Source organism: Roseovarius halophilus (ex Wu et al. 2025) (assembly GCF_047086965.1).
The window spans coordinates 1-19,874 of record NZ_JBKOTX010000107.1 but is presented as its reverse complement, the minus strand read 5'-3'; the positions used below and the strand labels follow the sequence as shown (position 1 = coordinate 19,874).

The following is a 19,874-nucleotide window of genomic DNA, read 5'->3' as shown; positions in this document are numbered from 1 at the left end:
AGCTTGCGCGGGGTGTTTCGGTCGGCGACCAGGGATTGGAGTTCGGCTCGGTCAGCGGGGCTCAGGTAAAGGCAGATGTCATTACGTCTCATGCCCTCACAATAACACATTGGCGAGCAGCTTGGAATCCTCCGTCAGGCGGGGAACACTAGCTTTTCAATGGCCGCTTTAAGTTGTTCGAGCGTGTAGCCTTCCCTCAGGTAGACTTCCTGCGTCACGCCTGACCGGGCATGGCCCACAATGCACTGGATGATCGGCTCTGGTACGTCTGCTTGTCCTAGCCGTGTTATCACGCTGTGCCGCAGGCTGTGGAAGACAAGGCCCGGCTGCTTGATACCCAGCTTGGGCAAGAAACTCTCATTGCACCAGCGGCCCAAGTTGCGGCCATAGCCGCCGTTTGCGCTGTAGCTGTAGTCGGGGAACAGGCGTGTGCCGTGTCTGCGGCTGTCCACGAAGTCCAGAAAGCCGAGGCGGATCAACTCGGAGTGCAGCGGTACTTTGCGCCTGCCTGCCGTCGATTTCACGCTCTTATTGTCGTCACCTTCGTCTGTGATGTTCAGGAACCATGTGTTGTCGCCGTCCTGCTGAACGTCTGCAATGCAGAGTTGGCAAACCTCGTTTAGACGCGCCCCTGTGAACATGCCCAAGAGTGCGCCCCACTTGTGACTGTCTTTGCGTACCAGTCCGGACGGATTCTGTATCAACTCGGTATAGATCAGGCGTGCTTGCTCCGGAGAGAAGGGCTTGCGCTGTGTCTCGCTAGCCTTGTCCTTCCGCACCTTCATGCCTTCAAAGAGCGTGTGCGGTGCATGTCCGTGCCGTTCCGCCCAGTCGAAGAACATCTTGAACATCTGGATATGGCTATTGATCGTCTTGCCTGCGATCTTCTTGTGTCCGGGTTCCTTGATGACCTGCATCAACGGCATGGCCTTCAACTTGGGCTTGGTGTTCCGGCTGGCCGGTAGCGCCTGCAAGACCTTCTTGACGTCGCTAGCATCCTGCTTGGTTATGGAGGCAAGCACTCGATCAGACCCGAAGTACTCTACCAGGATGTTTAGGTAGGCCCGGTTCTGCCCGATAGTCTTTTTCGCCCATTGGCGGGAATACTCGGCGATAAAGTCATCCAACGCCGCACCCAATGACGATGACGCCGCCAGAGCGGCTGTAGAAACCGCAGGAGAGGTGGTGGCGAAGGGCGCGGCATCATCCTCATAGGAATAATGCTCAAGGCGCTCAGCAGCCTCCACAACACGCCTGAGCATGTCCCGGCGGCCTTTGCGCAGCTCCTCGGTGATCCGGGGTTGGCTGGCATCCCATTGATCCTCCGAGACGTCCATGGTCCGCTTAAAGCGCGAGACTGGAAGCCAGAGCGGGTTGGCAGTCCCCGACCCTAGGAAGTCCTCGTGATCTAGGATTTCTTCGCGGGCATCCCTGAGGGCATTCTTCGATAGGCCGCGTCCATCAAGCCAAAGGATGTACTGGTCCAACTGCGCCTTGAAGAAGGCTTGAACTTTCTCGCGTATCTCGCTTTGCCGCAGTCCATCCAAAGCATTGGTCTCTTTTAGTAATTTTCCGCAACATGCAAGATGGCGGGCCAAATCACCAGCCCGATCCGGGCAGCGGGTCCGCAGGGAGATGCGAACGGTGGTCCGCTTTCCCTCTAAGGACGAAGGGATAGGCCAGCGGAAGTAGTAAATCCCGTGCCTTGAGGGGCTTAGATAGGATGACAGCATCATAGGGTGTGTGTCCCACTTTGTGTCACACCCAATCGTTCAGCCGCTAACCCTATGATTTAGAATGAAATGGAGGCGAGTACCGGAATCGAACCGGTGTAGACGGATTTGCAATCCGCTGCGTCACCACTCCGCCAACTCGCCGCCAGTGGTCCTTGTCGGAACACGTGCCAGATATACCAGCCCAGGCGGCCTTGCAAGGGTGATCAGGCGTTGCCCAGGCCGGGGCGATATGGCAAGACACCATGGAACAATCTGAACGAAAGAGTCTAGCGCGTGGCCGACTACGAAACCCTCCGGACCGTGATGGTGGACACGCAAGTCCGCCCGTCGGATGTCACCAAGTTTCCCATCATCGACGCCATGCTGGCCGTCCCGCGCGAGGAGTTCGTGCCCGATGACCGGCGCGAGGCCGCCTATGTGGATGGCAACCTCGATCTGGGCGGGGGTCGGGTCATGCTCGAGCCGCGCACCATGGGCAAGATGCTCGATGCGCTCAACATCCAGGGCTCCGAGGTGGTGATGGATTTGGGCTGCGGGCTGGGCTATTCCACCGCGCTGCTGGCGCGGCTGGCCGACTTCGTCGTCGCCGTGGAAGAGGACGCGCCCCGCGTGAGCGAGGCCCAGGCGAACCTGTCCGCCCATGACGTGGACAATGCCGCCGTGGTGCAGGGCACCCTGGCCGAGGGGGCGCCGAAGCAGGGCCCTTATGACGTGATCGTCCTGGAAGGGGCGGCCGAGCATGTGCCCCAGGCGCTGATCGAACAGCTCAAGGAGGGTGGCCGCATGGCGGTGCTCTTCAGCGAGGGCGCCCTTGGCGTCATGCGGATCGGCTATAAGCTGGATGGCGGGATGACCTGGCGGATGGCCTTCAATGCGGGCGCGCCGGTCGTGTCCGGCTTCGAGCGCCACCCGGCCTTTACCCTGTAACCTGGGCCCGCCCGGTTCCGCCGGCGGCCAATTCGGGAGACCCGCCAGATGAACCTTCGCCGACTGGTCACCGCCGCGAGCCTTGTCCTGGCCGTCGCAGCCCCTGCCGCCGCCGAATCCCTGGCCAATGCCCTGGCCGACGGCTATCGCAATTCCGGCCTGCTGGATCAAAACCGCGCCCTGCTGCGCGCCGCGGACGAGGACGTGGCGCAGTCGCTGGCCGCCCTGCGCCCTGTCGTGGAGTGGTCGGCGAATTACAACTGGCAGCGGGCTGACGGAACATCGCCGGGAGGCGTCCCTTTCGAAAACCAGGTGACGAAGTCGGCCAATTTCGACGTCTCCGCCAGCCTGTTGCTGTATGACGGCGGGGCGAGCAAGCACCGGACCGAGGCCGCCAAGGCAATGGTCCTCGAAACCCGGCAGGACCTTCTGGGAATCGAACAGGACGTCCTGTTGCGCGCGGCCACCGCTTACATGAACGTGCGCCGCAATTCCGAGTTCGTGGCCCTGCGCAAGAGCAACATGACCCTCATCGAGGAAGAGCTGCGCGCCGCGCGCGATAGGTTCGAGGTCGGCGAGGTGACGCGCACCGATGTGGCCCTGGCCGAGGCACGGCTGGCCGCCACCCGCAGCGAACTGGCCGCCGCCGAAGGATCTCTGGCGCAATCCAAAGAAGAGTTTCGCGCCGCCGTAGGGCGTGCGCCGGGCAGTCTCGACGTGGTCTCGCCCGCGCCCATCGACAAGGGGCCGGACGCGGCGCAGGGCTTCGCACTGAGCAACCACCCCTCGATCAAGGCCGCGCAGCAGGGCGTGACCGCGGCCGAACTGACCATCCGCGCCACAGAGGCTGCCCTGCGCCCCTCGGTGAACCTGCGCGGGTCGGCCTCGGTCGATGACGATGGCAACGGCACCGAGAGCCTTGGGGTCACCGTCGGCGGGCCGATCTATTCCGGCGGGCAACTGGAAAGCGCCATCCGCCAGGCCACCGCGCGGCGCGATGCGGCACGGGCGGGCTTGCACCTGGCGGGCCAGTCGGTGGCGCAATCGGTGGGCAATGCCTTTGCTCAGCTGCGCGTGGCGCGTGCCAGCAGCGAGGCCTCGCAGCTTCAGATCCGCGCCGCGCGCACCGCCTTTGAGGGTGTGCGTGAAGAGGCGACCCTGGGCGCGCGCACCACGCTGGACGTGCTCAACGCCGAGCAGGAATTGCTCGACGCCCGCGCCAATGCGATCTCGGCCCAGGCGGACGAGGTGATCGCCAGCTACGAGGTGCTGGCGGCCATGGGCCTGCTGACGGCCGAACACCTGGGTCTGGCTGTCCAGACCTATGATCCGGCGGCCTATTACAACCTTGTCAAGGATGCCCCGGCGACCCTGTCCCCCCAGGGCCGCGCGCTGGATCGGGTGCTGGAGTCCATCGGCGAATAGCTCAAATCGCGGGTATCTGTTGTTTGCAGGCGCGGTTGCGCGTAGTCTTCGCCGCGAGGCAAAAGCAGGGTGATCCATGACAGATCCCGTCACCAAGGTGGACATGGAGGGTGTCCTGTCCTCCGTCCGCAAACTCGTGAGCGAGGGCGCCCCTGACGAGACAACCACGACCGGCGATGACGCCGCGACCGCCGACAGGGCATCGGACGGCCCCGATGGGGCACCCGCCCAGGACGGCGGCCGACCGGCAAAACTGGTTCTGACCCCGGCACAGCGGGTGACCGAGGGCAGGAGTGTGGCGACGGCCACCCCTGATACGCGGGCCGATTCGGCCTCAGCGACGTCGGACCGCGCGGCCGCGCCGCTCGTTCTGGAGCGGCCCATAAGGACCGTCCAGCGCAGATCCGGTGGCGGGGACGCGGGGAAGGGCGACGCTGCCACGCCCGCGGTGGCCCGCGCCGCCGAGGGGGGGAGGGCTGAACAGCCATCCGAAGGCCCCGTCGGCGATGCTGTGACCCCCGAACCGGCCGACCAGGACGTGGCAGCCCTCCGCACCGCCGCCGAGTCGCCCGTGGCGGAAGAGACGGTGCCCGAAGACCGGGCCGCGGGCACTGCGAGCGATGACGCCGGGTCTGACGCCCGCCACCCCTCCGGGCTTGACGCGCTGGACGAGGCCGCGCTGCGCGCACTTGTCGCCGAGATCGTGCGCGAGGAATTGCAGGGTGCGCTGGGCGACCGCGTTACCCGCAACGTGCGCAAGCTGGTGCGCCAGGAGGTCTACCGCCACCTGTCCACCCGCGAGTTCGACTGAGGGTTTCCGGCAGCGGCTTGCCCTCCCTGTGCGAAAGCGCCCTCTGGACGGTGCGCATTACAGGATCATAAGGCGAATCCCGTAAGCGACGACCGCCAGGACCGATACCGACGCCAGCCAGAGCGCGCCGAACCAGGCCAGACGTTTCAGCGTCGTGCGGCGCATCAGTGATACCCCGCGTCCGGGTCAACCTTGCCGCGGAACACCCAGTAGGCATAGGCCGTGTAGCCCAGGATCATCGGCACCAGGATCACCGTGCCCACCAAGGCAAAGGCCAGGCTGCTGTCCGGAGCCGCGGCCTGCTGGATCGTCAGCGCGGGCGGCACCATCATCGGGTAGAAGCTGATGCCGATGCCGACGAAACTGATCACGAAGAGCGCGAGGCTGGCCAGGAAGGGCGCGTGATCGCTGCCGGTGGCCAGGCCGCGGAACAGGTACATCGCGGCGACGAAGAGAATCACCGGCACGAGGGCGGAATAGAAGGCCGCCGGAAAGCTGAACCAGCGCTCGAAATAGACCGGGTCCTGAAACGGCGTCAGCAGGCTGACGACCCCGATCAGGCCGAGCGTGCCCAGGGCCAGCGGCCCGGCCCGGCGGCGCATGGCCGATTGCAGGCCGCCCTCGGTCTTCATGATCAGCCAGGTCGCCCCCAGCAGGGCATAGCCGACCACGAGCGCCACACCGGTGAGCAGCGAGAAGGGCGTGAGCCAGTCCCACCAGCCGCCAGCATAGGCGCGGTCGGCGACCTCGATCCCTTGCACCAGGGCCCCCAGCGCGATCCCCTGCGTGAAGGCGGCCAGCGTCGACCCGCCGATGAAGGCCGCGTCCCAGACGCCGCGCCAGCGCGTCGTCCGCCAGCGGTACTCGAAGGCCACGCCGCGAAAGACCAGTGCCAGCAGCATCAGGATGATCGGCATGTAGAGCGCGGGCATGACCACCGCATAGGCCAGCGGGAAGACCGCGAACAGCCCGCCGCCGCCCATGACCAGCCAGGTCTCGTTACCGTCCCAGACCGGCGCGACGGAATTCATCATGACGTCGCGCTCGGACTCGTCGCGGGCGAAGGGAAACAGGATACCGACGCCCAGGTCGAACCCGTCTAGGATGACGTAGGTGAGCACGGCAAAGGCGATAATGCCCGCCCAGATTGTTGCAAGATCGAACATGGCTCAGTCTCCTTTCATTCACCGGGCACGACGTCGGGGTCGACCTACGCGGCCGGCGTGATGCCGCTGCTGCGCAGCGGGCCTTCGCGGGTTGCGTCCGGCCCCTTGCCACCGGGCGCGCTGGTCATCAGGCGCAGGATGTAGAAGGTGCCCGCGCCGAAGATGAAGAAATAGACCACGATGAAGACCAGCAGCGAGGTTGCCACCGCGGGTGCCTCGACCGGGGCGAGCGAGTCGGAGGTGCGCATCAGCCCGTAGACGGTGAAGGGCTGGCGGCCGACCTCGGTCGTCACCCACCCGGCCAGCACGGCGACGAACCCGGCCGGCCCCATGGCGACGGCCGCGCGCTGCAGCCACGGGCTGTCGTACAGACCGCCACGCCAGCGCCGCCACAGGCTCCAGGCACCCAGGCCCAGCATGGCAAAGCCGAGGGCGACCATGACGCGGAAGGACCAGAACACGATGCCCACGGGCGGTTCCTCGTCGTCGGGGATCGTGTCCAGCCCGGCCATGGGCGCGTTCAGGTCGTGCTTGAGGATCAGCGACGACAGCTTGGGGATCTCGAGCGCGTAGTCGATCTCCTTGTTATCCGGGTCGGGGATGCCGAACAGGATCAGCGGCGCGCCCTCGGGGTGGGACTCGTAGTGCCCTTCCATCGCCATGACCTTGGCGGGCTGGTGTTCCAGCGTGTTCAGCCCGTGCACGTCGCCCGCGACGATCTGCAGCGGGGCCACGACGACGACCATCCACAGCGCCATCGAGAACATCGTGCGGCTGGCGGCGGTGGCCCGGCCGCGCAGCATTTGCCAGCCCGCGGCCCCGGCGACGACCAGCGCCGTCGTCAGGTAGGCGGCCAGCACCATGTGCAGCAGGCGATAGGGGAACGAGGGGTTGAAGACGATTTTCCACCAGTTCTCGGGCACGAATTGCCCGGCCTCGTTGATGGAATAGCCCGCCGGGGTCTGCATCCAGCTGTTCACCGACAGGATCCAGGTCGCCGACAGCAGCGTGCCGAAGGCGACCATGGCGGTGGCGAACATGTGCAGCCGCTCGCCCACCTTGTCGCGGCCGAACAGCATGATCCCGAGGAACCCGGCCTCGAGGAAGAAGGCCGACAGCACCTCATAGGCCATCAGCGGCCCGATCACCGGCCCCGCCCAGTCGGAAAAGACCGACCAGTTGGTCCCGAACTGGTAGGACATGACAATGCCCGAAACGACACCCATGCCGAACGCGACGGCAAAGATCTTCTTCCAGTAGTCGAAAAGCTGCAGATACGTCCGGTTCCGCGTGCGCAGCCACTGCGCGTTGAGCACCGCGAGGTAGCTGGCCAGGCCGATCGAGAAGGCCGGAAAGATGATATGGAAAGAGACCGTGAAAGCGAACTGCATCCGCGCCAGCGTCTCCGCGGTGAACCCGTCTAGCATCGTGCCATCCTTTCAGATCGTGAACACATGCATTAAATATAATGTAATGTACCGATGACTACCCCTCAGGGGGGGCGGCGGGGTGTCGCGGCCCCTGTCCGCTTCATTCGGGCTTTGCAATTTGTCCCGGGCGGATACAGGTCAACGCCGCGATGGGCCTGTCGGTCATGGGCCCGAACATCCACCGCGGCCGTGGCCGGGACGGCGTGACCGATCCGGTCCGCGCCGCGGATGTGCTGGTGCAAGCGGTCGCCGTGCCGCCGGCCCGTCCTGTCGCTTGATCGCTGCCTTGGCGCGGGCGGCGCGCAGGTCCGGCTCGTCCGGGTGCGTAACGGGCCGCGGGTCGGCCCGGCGTCTGATCACCGTCCGCTGCGGATCGAAATCGACATCCCGGCAATGGGCCGGGCCGGATGGGACATCCCGGTCGATTGGCCGGCGTGCGCGGTTTCGGCCGGGCCTCAGTCCCGGGCCCCGGCGAAGCGGGTCTGCCACGCGTCGCGCTGTTCGTCGGTGATCTTGGTGAAGAGGTTCTCGGGCACCGAGAACCCGTGGCCTGCCGGAAGCGCCTGCAATGCTGAGGGCACGTCGTCGGGCCAGGCGGCATCGGGGGTGTTCAGCGCCGCCAGCATGCTGGCCGCTGCGCCGGGAATGAAGGGCGCCGAGAGCACCGCATAAAGCCGGATCAGATTCAGCGCCACGCGGATCTGCATGGCGGCGCTCTCTGGGTCTTCCTTGAAAGTGGCCCAGGGTGCAGCCTCTTGCAGGTATTCGTTGCCCACGGCCCAGATGGCGCGCAGCTCGGCGGCGCCCTTGCGGACCTCGATGGCGTCCATCTGCGCCTCGTAGCTGCGCACGCGGGCGCTCAGATCGGCGAACAGGGCCTGTTCGGGCGCGCCCATTTCGCCGCCGGCGGGCACGGCTTCGCCGAATTTCGAGCGGCAGAACTTCGTCACGCGGCTGACGAAATTGCCCAGCACATCGGCAAGGTCCTTGTTCACGCCGGACTGGAAACTTTCCCAGGTGAATTCACTGTCAGAGGTTTCGGGCGCGTGGCTGAGCAGCCACCAGCGCCAGTAGTCCGCGGGCAGAAGCGCGAGCGCCTGGTCCATGAAGACGCCGCGCCCGCGCGAGGTCGAGAATTGCCCGCCATCGTAATTCAGGTAATTGAAGGACTTGATGTAATCGACCAGCTTCCATGGCTCGCCCGAGCCGAGGATCGTGGCCGGGAACGACAGCGTGTGGAAGGGCACGTTGTCCTTGCCCATGAACTGGGTGTAGGTCACGTCGTCCGCGCCCTTGTCGGTGCGCCACCAGCGTTCCCAATCGTCCCCCTTGCCCGCGTCGACCCATTCCGAGCCGCAGGCGATATATTCGATGGGCGCGTCGAACCAGACGTAGAAGACCTTGCCTTCCATCCCCGGCCAGGGGTCATCGCCGCGCCGGACCGGGATGCCCCAATCGAGGTCGCGGGTGATGCCGCGGTCCTGCAGCCCGTCGCCGTCATTGAGCCATTTCTTGGCGATCGAGGTGGTCAGGACCGGCCAGCCCTCGCGGGTGTCGATCCAGTCTTCCAGCCGGTCCTTCATCTTGGACTGGCACAGGTAGAGGTGCTTGGTCTCGCGCATCTCAAGGTCGGTGGCACCGGAAATGGTCGAGCGCGCGTTGATCAGGTCGACCGGGTCCAGCTGCTTGGTGCAGTTGTCGCACTGGTCGCCGCGCGCGCTTTCGAACCCGCAGTTGGGGCAGGTGCCCTCGATGTAGCGGTCGGGCAGGAAGCGGCCATCGGCGGGGGAATACATCTGCGTCTCGCTGACTTCGCGGATCAATCCGGCCTCGTCCAGCTTCTTGGCGAAATGCTGGGTCAGACGGTGGTTGGCCGGCGACGAGGACCGCCCGAAATGGTCGAAGGACAGGCCGAAGCCTTCGGCGATATCGGCCTGGACCTGCCACATCTCGGCGCAATAGTCGGCCACCGGCTTGCCCGCCTTGGCGGCGGCCAGTTCGGCGGGCGTGCCGTGCTCATCCGTGGCACAGAGGAACAGAACCTCGTGCCCGCGCCCGCGCTGGTACCGTGCGAAGAGGTCGGCGGGAAGCTGGCTGCCCACGAGATTGCCGAGGTGCTTGATCCCGTTGATATAGGGAATCGCCGAGGTGATGAGATGCCGGGCCATGACGTCTGCCTGTTGCTGGGTGTGCGCGGCCCGTTTAATCGCTCTGATCGAGAAGGACCAGAGGCCGGATCGACTGCGGCGGCACACTGTGCCCCTGTCGCGCGCCTTCCCCCTTGTTGCTGCCGGTCAGGCGGTTATCGTCGCGCGCGTCAGACAGGAAAGGGGTTGGCGCATGAACAGGCTGGAATTGGGCCGCACGGGGATCGAGGTCAGCGACTGGTGCCTGGGCACCATGACCTTCGGGGCGCAGACCCCGCAGGACGATGCCTTCGCGCAGATGGACATGGCGCTGGAGGCGGGGATCGATTTCTTCGACACGGCCGAGATGTATCCCGTCAATCCGGTACGTCCGGAGACCGTCGGCACCGGCGAGGAAATGATTGGCCGCTGGTTCGCCGACAGCGGCAAGCGCGACCGCGTCGTGCTGGCCACCAAGGCGGGCGGCGACAGCCGCATGATCCGCGATGGCGAGGGCTACGGGCCGGGCAACATCGAGGCACTGATCGACGCCTCGCTGCGTCGTCTGGGCACCGACTGGATCGACCTCTACCAGTTGCACTGGCCCATGCGCGGCTCGTACATGTTCCGCCAGAACTGGACATACGATCCCTCGGGGCAGGTTCGCCAGCAGACCATGGACCACATGGCCGGCGTGCTGGAGGGGCTGGAACGGGCAAGGCAGGCCGGCAAGATCCGCGCCTTCGGCATGTCCAACGAAAGTGCCTGGGGCTGCACCCGCTGGATCGACATGGCCGCCCTGGTTGGCGCACCGCGCCTGGCCAGCGTTCAGAACGAATACTCGTTGCTCTGCCGCCTTTACGACACCGACATGGCCGAGATGGCGGTGAACGAGGACGTCACGCTGCTGTCCTATTCCCCGCTGGCCGCGGGGCTGCTGACGGGCAAGTACCAGGGCGACGTAACACCGCCCGGGTCGCGCCGGGACGGGGCCAACACCAGCCTGGGCGGGCGCATGACGCCGCGGGTTCTGCCGGCGGTGCAGGCTTACCTCGACATCGCCGCGAAACACGGGCTTGACCCCGCGCATATGGCGCTGGCCTGGCAACGCAGGCGGCCCTTCCCGGTCTCGGTGATCCTCGGGGCCACGACGCGGGCGCAACTCGTGCATTTGCTGGCGGGTGACGCGGTGGCCCTGTCGGACGCGGTGCTGGAGGATATCGACGCCGCCCATCGCGCCCATCCGATGCCCTACTGATGCGACATCGGCCGCCGGGCGGGCTACAATTATGCGAGTCGGGCAATGAACGGAGGCGCAGGATGCGCGGTTGTTTCACGGTATTGGCGGGGGTCCTGGCGCTGGGTGCGTGCGACGAGGCGGCGTTGCAGGGCGGCGATGGGGACGGGATGCGCGAATACATGGTGCTCGGCGACAGCATGAGTTTCGAGCAATGCCGCGCCCGTGGCGGGCTGATCATCCGCGACCGGGGCAGCCCCATGGTGGCCTGTGACCCCCGCGTGGTGGGCGAGCCGGTTCCGCCCGACGAATTCGACCATCCCGACAGCCCCGTGCCCCAGCCAACCGCGGATGAAACAGGCGGTGAAAACGCCTGATCAGGCCGCCCCGGCGGGCTGGTCGTCGGTCAGGTCGGTCCAGGCCTCGTATTGGGTCAGAAAGACCTTGCCGCCCAGCTCGTCGAGGAAATGCGACCGTCGCAAGCGGTCCATGACCGGGCCCTTGACCTCGGAGAGGTGCAGCTTGATGCCCAGCCCCTTCAGGCGGGTGTTGATCGCCTCGAGGCTTTCCAGCGCGGACATGTCGACCTCGTTGATCGCGGTGCATTGCAGGATCACGTCGGACAGCCCGCAATCCTCGGCGACGCGGTCATAGAGGTAATCCTCGAGAAAGCGGGCGTTGGCGAAGTAGAGGCTTTCGTCCACGCGCAGCGTTATCACACGCGGATGCGTCTCGACCTGGTGGCGGCGGATGTTGCGGAAATGCTCGGTGCCCGCGACGCGCCCCACCTCGGCCACATGGGGCCGCGAGGTCTTGTAGAGATGCAGCGCGATGGACAGGACGACGCCGGCGCTGACGCCGGTTTCCACGCCGAATCCGAGGGTCAGCAGGATGGTGGCCAGCACGGCGGCGAAATCCGCGCGCGAGTAGGTCCAGGCGCGCTTGAGGATGCCCAGATCGACAAGGCTGAGCACCGCGACGATGATCGTGGCCGCCAGCGTGGCCTTGGGCAGAAAGTAGATCAGCGGGGTCAGCGCCACGGCGGCGATGGCCAGTCCCACGGCGGTGAAGGCCCCGGCGGCCGGCGTTTCGGCACCCGCGTCGAAGTTCACGACCGACCGGGCGAAGCCGCCGGTGACCGGGTAGCCGCCGGTGAAGGCCGCGCCGATGTTGGCCGCGCCCAGACCGATCAGTTCCTGGTTCGGGTCGATGCGCTGGCGCTTCTTGGCGGCCAGCGTCTGGGCCACCGAGATCGACTCGACGAAGCCGATGATCGAGATTAGCAGCGCGGGCAGGAACAGCGCGCGGATCAGTTCCCACGAGGTGTCGGGCAGGGTGAATGGCGGCAGGGCCTGCGGCACCGCACCGACGATCTGCACCCCGGCAGTGTCCAGCCGGAACACCCCAGCCAGCAGGGTGGTGACGACGACGGCGGCGACCGGCCCGGCCTTGGTCAGGATGTCCGCCAGCCGCGGACCCAAGCCCAAGCGCAGCAACAGCGGTTTCAGGCCCTTGCGCACCCAGAACAGGAACCCGGTGGCCGCCGCGCCGATGGCCAGCGTGATCCAGTTGATCTGTGACAGGTTGTGGAACAGGCTTTCCAGCAGATGCGGCAGGGTATGGCCCGAGGCGTCGATGCCGAGGATGCTCGACAGCTGGCTGGTGGCAATCAGGATGCCCGAGGCCGTGATGAAGCCCGCGATCACCGGGTGCGACAGGAAATTGGCCAGAAAGCCCAGCCGCAGCACCCCCAGCGTCAGCAGCATCGCCCCCGACAGTCCCGCCAGCGTGAGCGCGGCGGCGGCATAGCCGGCGGTGCCCTGCTCGGCGACCTCGCCGATGGCGGCGGCGGTCATCAGCGACACGACGGCGACCGGTCCGACGGCCATGGCCCGGCTGGTGCCGAAGACGGAATAGAGCATGATCGGCACGATCGAGGCATAGATCCCCGCCTCGGGCGGTAGCCCCGCCAGCAACGCATAGGCCAGCGACTGCGGGATCAGCATGATGGTGACGATCACCGCTGCCACAAGGTCGTTGGACAGGGCGGTGCGGTCATAGGTCCGACCCCAGGTCAGGATCGGCAGGTATCTGGACAATGCGCGCATGACAGGGGCCTTTTCGAAGTCATAGGCGCCGACGGGGCAGGGGCACCCCGTCGGCCTGCAGGGGACCCCCGCGACGGGGTCCGGAGGGTTTCGATGTCAGCTGGCGCTGACCTTTTCCGGGCGGGCCAGCCATTCGCGGCCCCGGAGCATGGCGCGCCAGTAGACCGGCGGCAGCACCTGTTCCTTGAGCAGCCAGGCCAGCCGCGAGGGTTTTTCGCCGTTGATCAGCCACTTGGGGAAGGAGGGCAGCAGGGTGCCGCCATAGCCGAACTCGGCCAGGACGATCTTACCCTTTTCCACCGTCAGCGGGCAGGAGCCGTAGCCGTTGTATTGCAGCTGCGGCCCGCGCCCGTCGATATCGGCCACGAGGTTGTCGGCCACCACCGGGGCCTGCATCCGCGCGGCGGCGGCGGTCTTGGCATTGGGGGCGTTCATCACGTCGCCCAGCGCCCAGATGTTGTCGAATTCCTTGTGGCGCAGTGTGGCCTGGTCCACGTCGACCCAGCCGGCGGAATCGGCCAGCGGCGAGACCCGGATGAAGTCCGGCGCGGTCTGCGGCGGCGTGACATGCATCATGTCGAAATCGACGGTGACTTCCCGGTCTTCTTCATCGGGCGCGGTGACCTTGAAGGTCGCCTTTTTCGCAGGGCCGTCCACCGCGATCAGGTTGTGGTGAAAGTTGAGGTTCGCGCCATAGCGTTCGACGTAGCTTTCCAGCGCCGGGACATAGTCCTTGACACCGAAGAGCACGCCGCCGGCATTCATGAACTCGATGTCGATCTTGTCCAGAACGCCCATTTCCTCCCAGTTGTTGGCGGACAGATACATCGCCTTCTGCGGCGCGCCCGCGCATTTGATCGGCATGTGCGGCTGGGTAAAGATCGCGCGGCCCTGTTTCAGGCCCTTGACCAGCTCCCAGGTATAGGGGGCCAGGTCGTAGCGGTAGTTCGATGTCACGCCGTTCTTGCCCAGCGTCTCGACCAGGCCGTCAACGGCGCCCCAGTCGAGTTTCAGCCCCGGCGCGACGATCAGCCGGTCGTATTTCACCACCCGGCAGCCATCGAGGACCACGGCGTTGTCCTTGGGTTCGAAGGCGGCCACGGCGGACTTGAGCCAATGCACGCCCTTGGGGATCAGGCTGCCCATGGTCTTGGCGGTGGTCGAGGCATCGAAGACGCCGCCGCCGACCATGGTCCAGCCGGGCTGGTAATAGTGGATGTCGGCGGGGTCGATCAGGGCGATCTCCAGCCCTTGCCGGCGCTGCAGGATCGAGGCGGCAGCGGCGATGCCCGCCGCGCCGCCGCCAACGATCACGACGTCATACTTGGCGTCGCCGGTGTCGGTGGGCGTCTTGCCGCCGTTGACGATCCGGCGCACGACGCCGGCCATGTCATAGCCCGCGGCCTTGGTCTTCGACAGGATGTCGGAGGGCTCCAGCCGGTCCGCGCTGGCCAGCGACCACAGCGTGGCCGACCGGGTGCCGGTCCGGCAATAGGCCAGGACCGGCCCCGGCAACTCGGTCAGGGCGGTGCCGAAATCCTCGGCATCCGCGTCGCTGACCTTGCCGGCCACGATGGGCAGGTAACGGGCTTCAAGACCGAGCTTCTTCGCCGCCGCCTCGATCTCCTCGAAGGTGGGCTGGTCGGCCGCCTCGCCGTCGGGGCGGTTGCAGATGACGGCGCGATAGCCCGCGTCCTTGATGGCCGTCAGATCATCGGGGCAGACCTGCGGGCTGACGGTGATCGCATCGGTGATGGTCTTGAATTCCATTGTCCTCTCCTTGCTGTCGGGGCGTGGTCTGGGGGGCTGGTTACAGCCCGTTGACCGGCACCTTGAGCATCGGGTTGCCGTCCTTGTCGGTCGGGATCTCGCCCGCGCGCATGTTCACCTGCAGCGAGGGAATGATCAGTTTGGGCATGCCCAGCTGCGCATCGCGTTCGGTGCGGAACTTGACGAAATCCTCTTTCGTCTTGCCGCCGCCGACGTGGATGTTGTTTTCCTTCTCCTCGCCCACGGTGGTTTCCCAGGCAATGTCGCGGCCGCCCGGGCCGTAGTCGTGGCACATGAACAGGCGCATCTCGTCGGGCAGCGCCAGAACCTTCTGGATGCTGTCATAGAGCGTGGCCGCATCACCACCGGGGAAATCGGCGCGGGCCGAGCCGCCGTCGGGCATGAACAGCGTGTCGCCCACGAAGGCCGCATCGCCCATGACATGCACCATGCAGGCCGGGGTGTGGCCGGGCGTGTACATGGCGAAGACGGGCATGTTGCCGACCATGTAGGTGTCACCATCCTCGAACAGCGCGTCGAACTGGCTGCCGTCGCGCTGGAACTCGGTGCCTTCGTTGAAGACCTTGCCGAAGGTGTCCTGCACGACCATGATCTTGGCGCCAATGCCGATCTTGCCGCCGATCTTTTCCTGGATGTAGGGCGCGGCGGAGAGGTGGTCGGCATGGACATGGGTCTCGATGATCCATTCCAGCTTGAGGCCCTGGGTTTCCACCTGGCGGATCAGCTCATCGGCGTGGTCATAGGTGATCCGGCCGGCGGCATAGTCGATGTCCATGACGCTGTCGACGATGGCGCAGCTGTCCGAGGTCGGATCTTTCACGATGTAGGAGATCGTGTTGGTGGCGTCGTCGAAGAACGCCTGGACCTCGGGCTTGATCTCGGTGTTGACGGGATAGTCGGTCATGTCCTGTTCCTCTTTCTGGGGCTTGGGTCAGGCTGCCGCCGATTTGGCGCGGCGTGCGGTCAGATTTTGCGTGAACTTCGCGGTGAAGATGCCGACGATGAGCGCGGCGGTGAATGTCAGAACGGCCGGGTTGAGCGTTCCGACGGCGGGCAGGGCGCCGCCGGGGCAGAAGCCCGCGATCCCCCAGCCCACGCCGAAGGTGGCAGAGCCGGCGATCAGCTTCATGTCCAGCTTGCGGTTCTGCGGGACGTGAAAGGCCTCGCCCATCAGCGGTTTGCCCGCGGGGCGCGCCACCACCAGCCAGTAGCCCGGCGCGGCAACGAGGATGGCCCCGCCCATCACGAAGATCAAAGAGGGGTCCCAGGTGCCGAAAACGTCGAAGAAGTTCAGAACCTTGGCGGGGTTGGCCATGCCGGACATCATGATTCCGATGCCGAAGATCAGGCCGATGAGGTAAGTCGAGACAATGCGCATCATTGGATCAGGCTCCGAAGACGTGACGGACCACGTAGACCGTGATCGCGGTGAAGATCATGAAGGTGACGGTCGCGGCGATCGAACGCGGCGAGAAGCGCGCCATGCCGCAGACGCCGTGGCCGCTCGTGCAGCCCGCGCCGTAGGTGACGCCGAGGCCGACGATGAAGCCGCCGATGACCATCATCAGCGTGCTGACGGGCACCTGGATGGTCGGCGGCTGGCCGGTCGCCAGCGTCATCAGGGCGGGGGCCGTCACCATGCCGGCCAGCAGCGCCGCGCGCCAGGACCAGTCCGAGGTCGAGGCCGGTTGCAGGAACCCGGCCAGAACGCCCGTGGCGCCCAGGATCCGGCCCAGGGTGAGCATCAAAAGCACGGTCGAACTGCCGATCAGCAGCCCGCCGAACAGGGATATGAAAGGTGTGAATTCCGTGGTCATCGGTCTATCGGTTCCCTCGCGGGGCGGACCCGTTGCAGCGGTGCGCGCCCTGGTTCGTGTTGCATCCGACAGCGGGGTCCGCTGCCTTGAACGGGTACATATGTAAAAAACCTAATATATGCAAGTGTTCTGATGCATCCGGGTATCCGAAAGATGAACGGGGCCGCCAGGGCCCTGTTTCCATTCAATAAAAATCAGATCGGATTGCGGTAGCGCATGCGCCGGACCGACCCGGTCTTGGATCGCATGAGAATCGTCTCGGTCGTCAGGCTGTCCGGTTCGCGCTGGATTCCGGGCAGCAGCGAGCCATCCGTCACACCCGTGGCCGCGAAGATCACGTCGCCTGTCACCATGTCGTCGCGGGTATAGACGCGGTCCAGGTTGGTGATCCCGGCCTTGTCGGCGCGGGCGCGCTCTTCGGCGTCGCGGAAGACAAGCTGCCCGTACATCTGCCCGCCCATGCATTTCAGTGCGGCAGCGGCCAGCACCCCCTCGGGGGCGCCACCCTGGCCCATGTAGATGTCGATGCCGGTTGCAGGCTCGGCGCAGTGCATCACGCCGGCCACGTCGCCATCGGTGATCAGCCGCACCGCCGCGCCGGTGCCGCGCAGCTCGGCGATCATGTCGACATGGCGCGGGCGTTCGAGCACGCAGACCGTGATGTCCTTGGTCGAGCATCCCTTGGCCCAGGCCAGCGCCGAGACCCGCTCGGCCGGGGACATGGCCAGCGTGACGACGCCGGGCGCGTAGCCCGGTCCGACGGCCAGCTTGTCCATGTAGGTGTCGGGCGCGTGCAGCAGCGTCCCGCGCGAGGCCATGGCGATCACAGTCAGCGCGTTGGGCATGTCCTTGGCCGTCAGGGTGGTGCCTTCCAGCGGGTCCAGCGCGATGTCCACGTGCGGGCCCTGGCCATTGCCGACCTCTTCGCCGATGAAAAGCATGGGCGCCTCGTCACGCTCGCCCTCGCCGATGACCACGGTGCCCTGGATGTCGAGCTTGTTGAGCTGGTCGCGCATGGCGTTGACGGCGGCCTGGTCGGCGGCCTTCTCGTCGCCGCGGCCGATCCAGTCGGCGCTGGCGATGGCGGCCTGTTCGGCGACCCGGGCCAGGCCCAGCGAAAGCATGCGGTCATTGAAATCGGTGGGCAGGGACATGGGCGGGGGTCCTTGTTGGGAAATGACGTTGCCTGTCGCCTAGCGCGCCGGGGTCGGGGCGGCAAGCCTGTGCGCGCTAACACCGGTCTAGAAGGTGTCAAGCCTGTCCTGGATCACCGTGATGGCCTGGCCCAGATGCGCGCCGTCGGCGATGGCGTGATGCACCTCGGCGGTGAAGGCGCAGGTCGTGTGCCCGTCGGCGCCGGGCACGAATTTGCCCCAGCTCAGCCGGGGGATGCAGTCCTGCGCGCCGGGCAGGGCATTGGTCAGGCCCGTGAAATCGACCCAGGGCAGGCAGGACAGATACAGCAGGTCGTCGCGTTCGCCGGTGTTGGGCACGCGCGGCGCCCCGGCGCGGACGGCGGCGATCTCGGCCGCGGCGGCGGCATCGAAGGCGGGCCAGTCGTCCTGGTAGTCGATGTAGCCGAAGCCAAAGCCGCCGTCCGGCAGGGCGATGGTGGGGGAAAGCGTCAGCCGGTCATGCTCGACCACCCTGTCCGCCCCGCGAAAGCGCGTGCGCAATTCCGGCACCGCGTGGAACCCGGCGGCCAGCGCATGAAGGCAGGCCCGGAAGGGCGAGACTCCCTCGGCCCTGCGCGCCATTAGTCGGGTCACGTCAAGCCGGGTGGTCAGTGCGAAATGCGGCTTCTCGTAGGACCGGAACAGGCGGAAGGCGCCGGCGCGGGGCCAGGTGGCCAGGTCGATCACCCGCTCGGTCACGGTGTCAGACTTCCTCGATGCGGATCGCCACCGGATCGGCCAGCACCACGTCGGTTTCGCGCACTGCTGCCAGGGCCTCGGACAGGTCGGCACGGGTGGTCTTGTGGGTAACGATCAGCACCGGGGCCGAGGTGTCCTGGTGGCCGTACTGGCGCATCCGGTCGATGGACACGCCGGCATCGCCGAGGATCGCGGTGATCTTGGCCAGCGCACCGGGCTTGTCGATCAGTTGCAGGCGCAGGTAATAGGCCGCCGGTACCGTGGAATTCGCGGGTTTGGCCTCGGCCAGCGTCTCGGCGGGCTGGCCGAAGACGGGCAGCCGCAGCCCGCGGGCAATGTCCATCACGTCACCCATGACGGCGCTGGCGGTGGGGCCTTCGCCCGCGCCGGGGCCGCGCAGCACGATCTGCTCGACCGCGTCGCCCTCCAGCACCACCATGTTGGTGCCCCCTTCCAACTGACCCAGCGGCGAGTGGGCGGGCACGAGGCAGGGCGACATGCGCTGTTCCAGCCCGCGCCCGGTCATCTGCGCCACGCCCAGCAGCTTGATGCGATAGCCCATGTCGGCGGCCTGGGTGATGTCCTCGATGGTGATCGCGCCGATGCCCTCCAGCGCGACCGAGGCGAAGTCGATGCGCGTGCCGAAGGCCAGCGCGGCGAGGATCGCCAGCTTGTGTCCGGCGTCGATGCCGCCCACGTCAAGCTCCGGATCGGCCTCCAGGAAGCCCAGCGCGTCGGCCTCGGCAAAGGCCTCTTCGTAGGTGAGGCCCGCGTGCTGCATCCGGGTCAGGATATAGTTGCAGGTGCCGTTCATCACGCCCATGACGCGGGTCATCTCGTTGCCCGCCAGCCCTTCCATCAGCGCCTTGATGACCGGGATGCCACCGGCCACGGCGGCCTCGAAGCGCAGGCTGCACCGGTTGCCCTCGGCCAGTTCGGCCAGCGCCTGTCCATGATGGGCCAGCATCGCCTTGTTGGCGGTAACGACATGCTTGCCCGCCGCCAGTGCAGCTTCGGTCGCGGCCTTGGCGGGGCCGTCCGAGCCGCCCATGAGTTCCACGAAGACATCGACGTCGTCACGCCGGGCCAGGGCCACGGGATCGTCTTCCCAATCGTAGTGCGCGATATTGACGCCGCGATCCTTGTCGCGGGTGCGGGCCGAAATGGCCACGATCTCGATCGGGCGCCCGGCGCGGGCGGCAAGCAGCTTGGCTTGCTGGCGCAGGATGCGCACGACACCGCCACCGACGGTTCCGAGGCCTGCGATGCCGAGGCGGAGAGGGCTGGTCATCTGGCTGATCCTTCGCTGTGTCCTTGCGCGCCTGTTAGCCGGTCTGCGCTGCTACTGCAACGCGGGCGCGGTGACGCCCCGGCGCAGGCTTGCGCGGCCGGCCGGGTCCAGCACCGGGGTGGTGCGCAGCCGGGC

Annotated in this window: 18 protein-coding genes and 1 tRNA gene; 5 read left to right on the top strand and 14 right to left on the bottom strand. The window is 66.3% G+C overall.

The annotated features are described in order from the left end of the window. Positions 1-134: 134 nt before the first annotated feature. Both ACH107_RS19515 and ACH107_RS19510 read right to left on the bottom strand, forming a co-directional pair. A complete protein-coding gene (locus ACH107_RS19515; protein WP_412507225.1) occupies positions 135-1,733 on the bottom strand; it encodes a tyrosine-type recombinase/integrase in 1,599 nt (532 codons plus the stop codon). A gap of 70 nt (positions 1,734-1,803) precedes the next feature. Further along, positions 1,804-1,877, bottom strand: a tRNA-Cys gene (locus tag ACH107_RS19510). A 132-nt stretch (positions 1,878-2,009) separates the two neighbouring features. On the opposite strand from ACH107_RS19510, the gene ACH107_RS19505 reads away from it, so the two are divergent. The 3 genes from ACH107_RS19505 (at position 2,010) to ACH107_RS19495 (ending at position 4,899) form a co-directional block, all read left to right on the top strand. Next, on the top strand, positions 2,010-2,663 hold the full coding sequence (locus ACH107_RS19505; protein ID WP_412507224.1) for a protein-L-isoaspartate O-methyltransferase family protein: 654 nt from the start codon (positions 2,010-2,012) through the stop codon (positions 2,661-2,663). A gap of 48 nt (positions 2,664-2,711) precedes the next feature. After that, positions 2,712-4,088 (top strand): TolC family outer membrane protein, encoded by a 1,377-nt coding sequence (locus ACH107_RS19500; RefSeq protein WP_412507223.1) that lies wholly within the window; start codon positions 2,712-2,714, stop codon positions 4,086-4,088. A 76-nt stretch (positions 4,089-4,164) separates the two neighbouring features. After that, entirely contained in the window at positions 4,165-4,899 is a 735-nt protein-coding gene (locus tag ACH107_RS19495) for a hypothetical protein (RefSeq protein ID WP_412507222.1), read from the top strand. Positions 4,900-4,956: 57 nt separating this feature from the next. Here ACH107_RS19495 and ACH107_RS19490 read toward each other — a convergent pair whose 3' ends face one another. From ACH107_RS19490 to metG, 4 genes are all read right to left on the bottom strand, one after another. Beyond that, the gene (locus tag ACH107_RS19490) at positions 4,957-5,064 is read right to left on the bottom strand and encodes a DUF2474 family protein (RefSeq protein WP_310690598.1); all 108 of its coding nucleotides are present in this window, start codon (positions 5,062-5,064) and stop codon (positions 4,957-4,959) included. After that, positions 5,064-6,065, bottom strand: a complete 1,002-nt coding sequence (cydB, locus tag ACH107_RS19485) for a cytochrome d ubiquinol oxidase subunit II (RefSeq protein ID WP_412507221.1) — start codon at positions 6,063-6,065, stop codon at positions 5,064-5,066. Before cydB ends, ACH107_RS19490 begins: the two co-directional genes overlap by 1 nt. Positions 6,066-6,109: 44 nt before the next feature. Beyond that, a complete protein-coding gene (locus ACH107_RS19480) occupies positions 6,110-7,492 on the bottom strand; it encodes a cytochrome ubiquinol oxidase subunit I (RefSeq protein ID WP_412507220.1) in 1,383 nt (460 codons plus the stop codon). A 458-nt stretch (positions 7,493-7,950) separates the two neighbouring features. Further along, positions 7,951-9,663, bottom strand: a complete 1,713-nt coding sequence (metG, locus tag ACH107_RS19475; protein ID WP_412507219.1) for a methionine--tRNA ligase — start codon at positions 9,661-9,663, stop codon at positions 7,951-7,953. Between the two features lie 172 nt (positions 9,664-9,835). On the opposite strand from metG, the gene ACH107_RS19470 reads away from it, so the two are divergent. Both ACH107_RS19470 and ACH107_RS19465 read left to right on the top strand, forming a co-directional pair. Beyond that, entirely contained in the window at positions 9,836-10,879 is a 1,044-nt protein-coding gene (locus ACH107_RS19470) for an aldo/keto reductase (RefSeq protein WP_310690602.1), read from the top strand. A gap of 62 nt (positions 10,880-10,941) precedes the next feature. Further along, positions 10,942-11,235 (top strand): hypothetical protein, encoded by a 294-nt coding sequence (locus tag ACH107_RS19465; RefSeq protein ID WP_310690603.1) that lies wholly within the window; start codon positions 10,942-10,944, stop codon positions 11,233-11,235. On the opposite strand, the gene ACH107_RS19460 is transcribed toward ACH107_RS19465, so the two are convergent. The 8 genes from ACH107_RS19460 to ACH107_RS19425 form a co-directional block, all read right to left on the bottom strand. After that, positions 11,236-12,966 (bottom strand): SulP family inorganic anion transporter, encoded by a 1,731-nt coding sequence (locus tag ACH107_RS19460; RefSeq protein ID WP_412507218.1) that lies wholly within the window; start codon positions 12,964-12,966, stop codon positions 11,236-11,238. 96 nt (positions 12,967-13,062) lie between these two features. Then, positions 13,063-14,736, bottom strand: a complete 1,674-nt coding sequence (locus ACH107_RS19455; RefSeq protein WP_412507217.1) for a TIGR01244 family sulfur transferase — start codon at positions 14,734-14,736, stop codon at positions 13,063-13,065. A 40-nt stretch (positions 14,737-14,776) separates the two neighbouring features. Then, entirely contained in the window at positions 14,777-15,661 is an 885-nt protein-coding gene (locus ACH107_RS19450; protein WP_310690606.1) for an MBL fold metallo-hydrolase, read from the bottom strand. Between the two features lie 27 nt (positions 15,662-15,688). Beyond that, a complete protein-coding gene (locus ACH107_RS19445; RefSeq protein ID WP_310690654.1) occupies positions 15,689-16,135 on the bottom strand; it encodes a DUF6691 family protein in 447 nt (148 codons plus the stop codon). Positions 16,136-16,142: 7 nt separating this feature from the next. Continuing rightward, on the bottom strand, positions 16,143-16,574 hold the full coding sequence (locus ACH107_RS19440; RefSeq protein ID WP_310690607.1) for a YeeE/YedE family protein: 432 nt from the start codon (positions 16,572-16,574) through the stop codon (positions 16,143-16,145). Between the two features lie 194 nt (positions 16,575-16,768). Further along, on the bottom strand, positions 16,769-17,728 hold the full coding sequence (gene glpX, locus ACH107_RS19435; RefSeq protein ID WP_310690608.1) for a class II fructose-bisphosphatase: 960 nt from the start codon (positions 17,726-17,728) through the stop codon (positions 16,769-16,771). An 87-nt stretch (positions 17,729-17,815) separates the two neighbouring features. Beyond that, positions 17,816-18,448 (bottom strand): CatA-like O-acetyltransferase, encoded by a 633-nt coding sequence (locus ACH107_RS19430; protein WP_310690609.1) that lies wholly within the window; start codon positions 18,446-18,448, stop codon positions 17,816-17,818. Positions 18,449-18,452: 4 nt separating this feature from the next. Next, positions 18,453-19,739 (bottom strand): homoserine dehydrogenase, encoded by a 1,287-nt coding sequence (locus tag ACH107_RS19425; protein ID WP_412507216.1) that lies wholly within the window; start codon positions 19,737-19,739, stop codon positions 18,453-18,455. Positions 19,740-19,874: the final 135 nt, after the last annotated feature.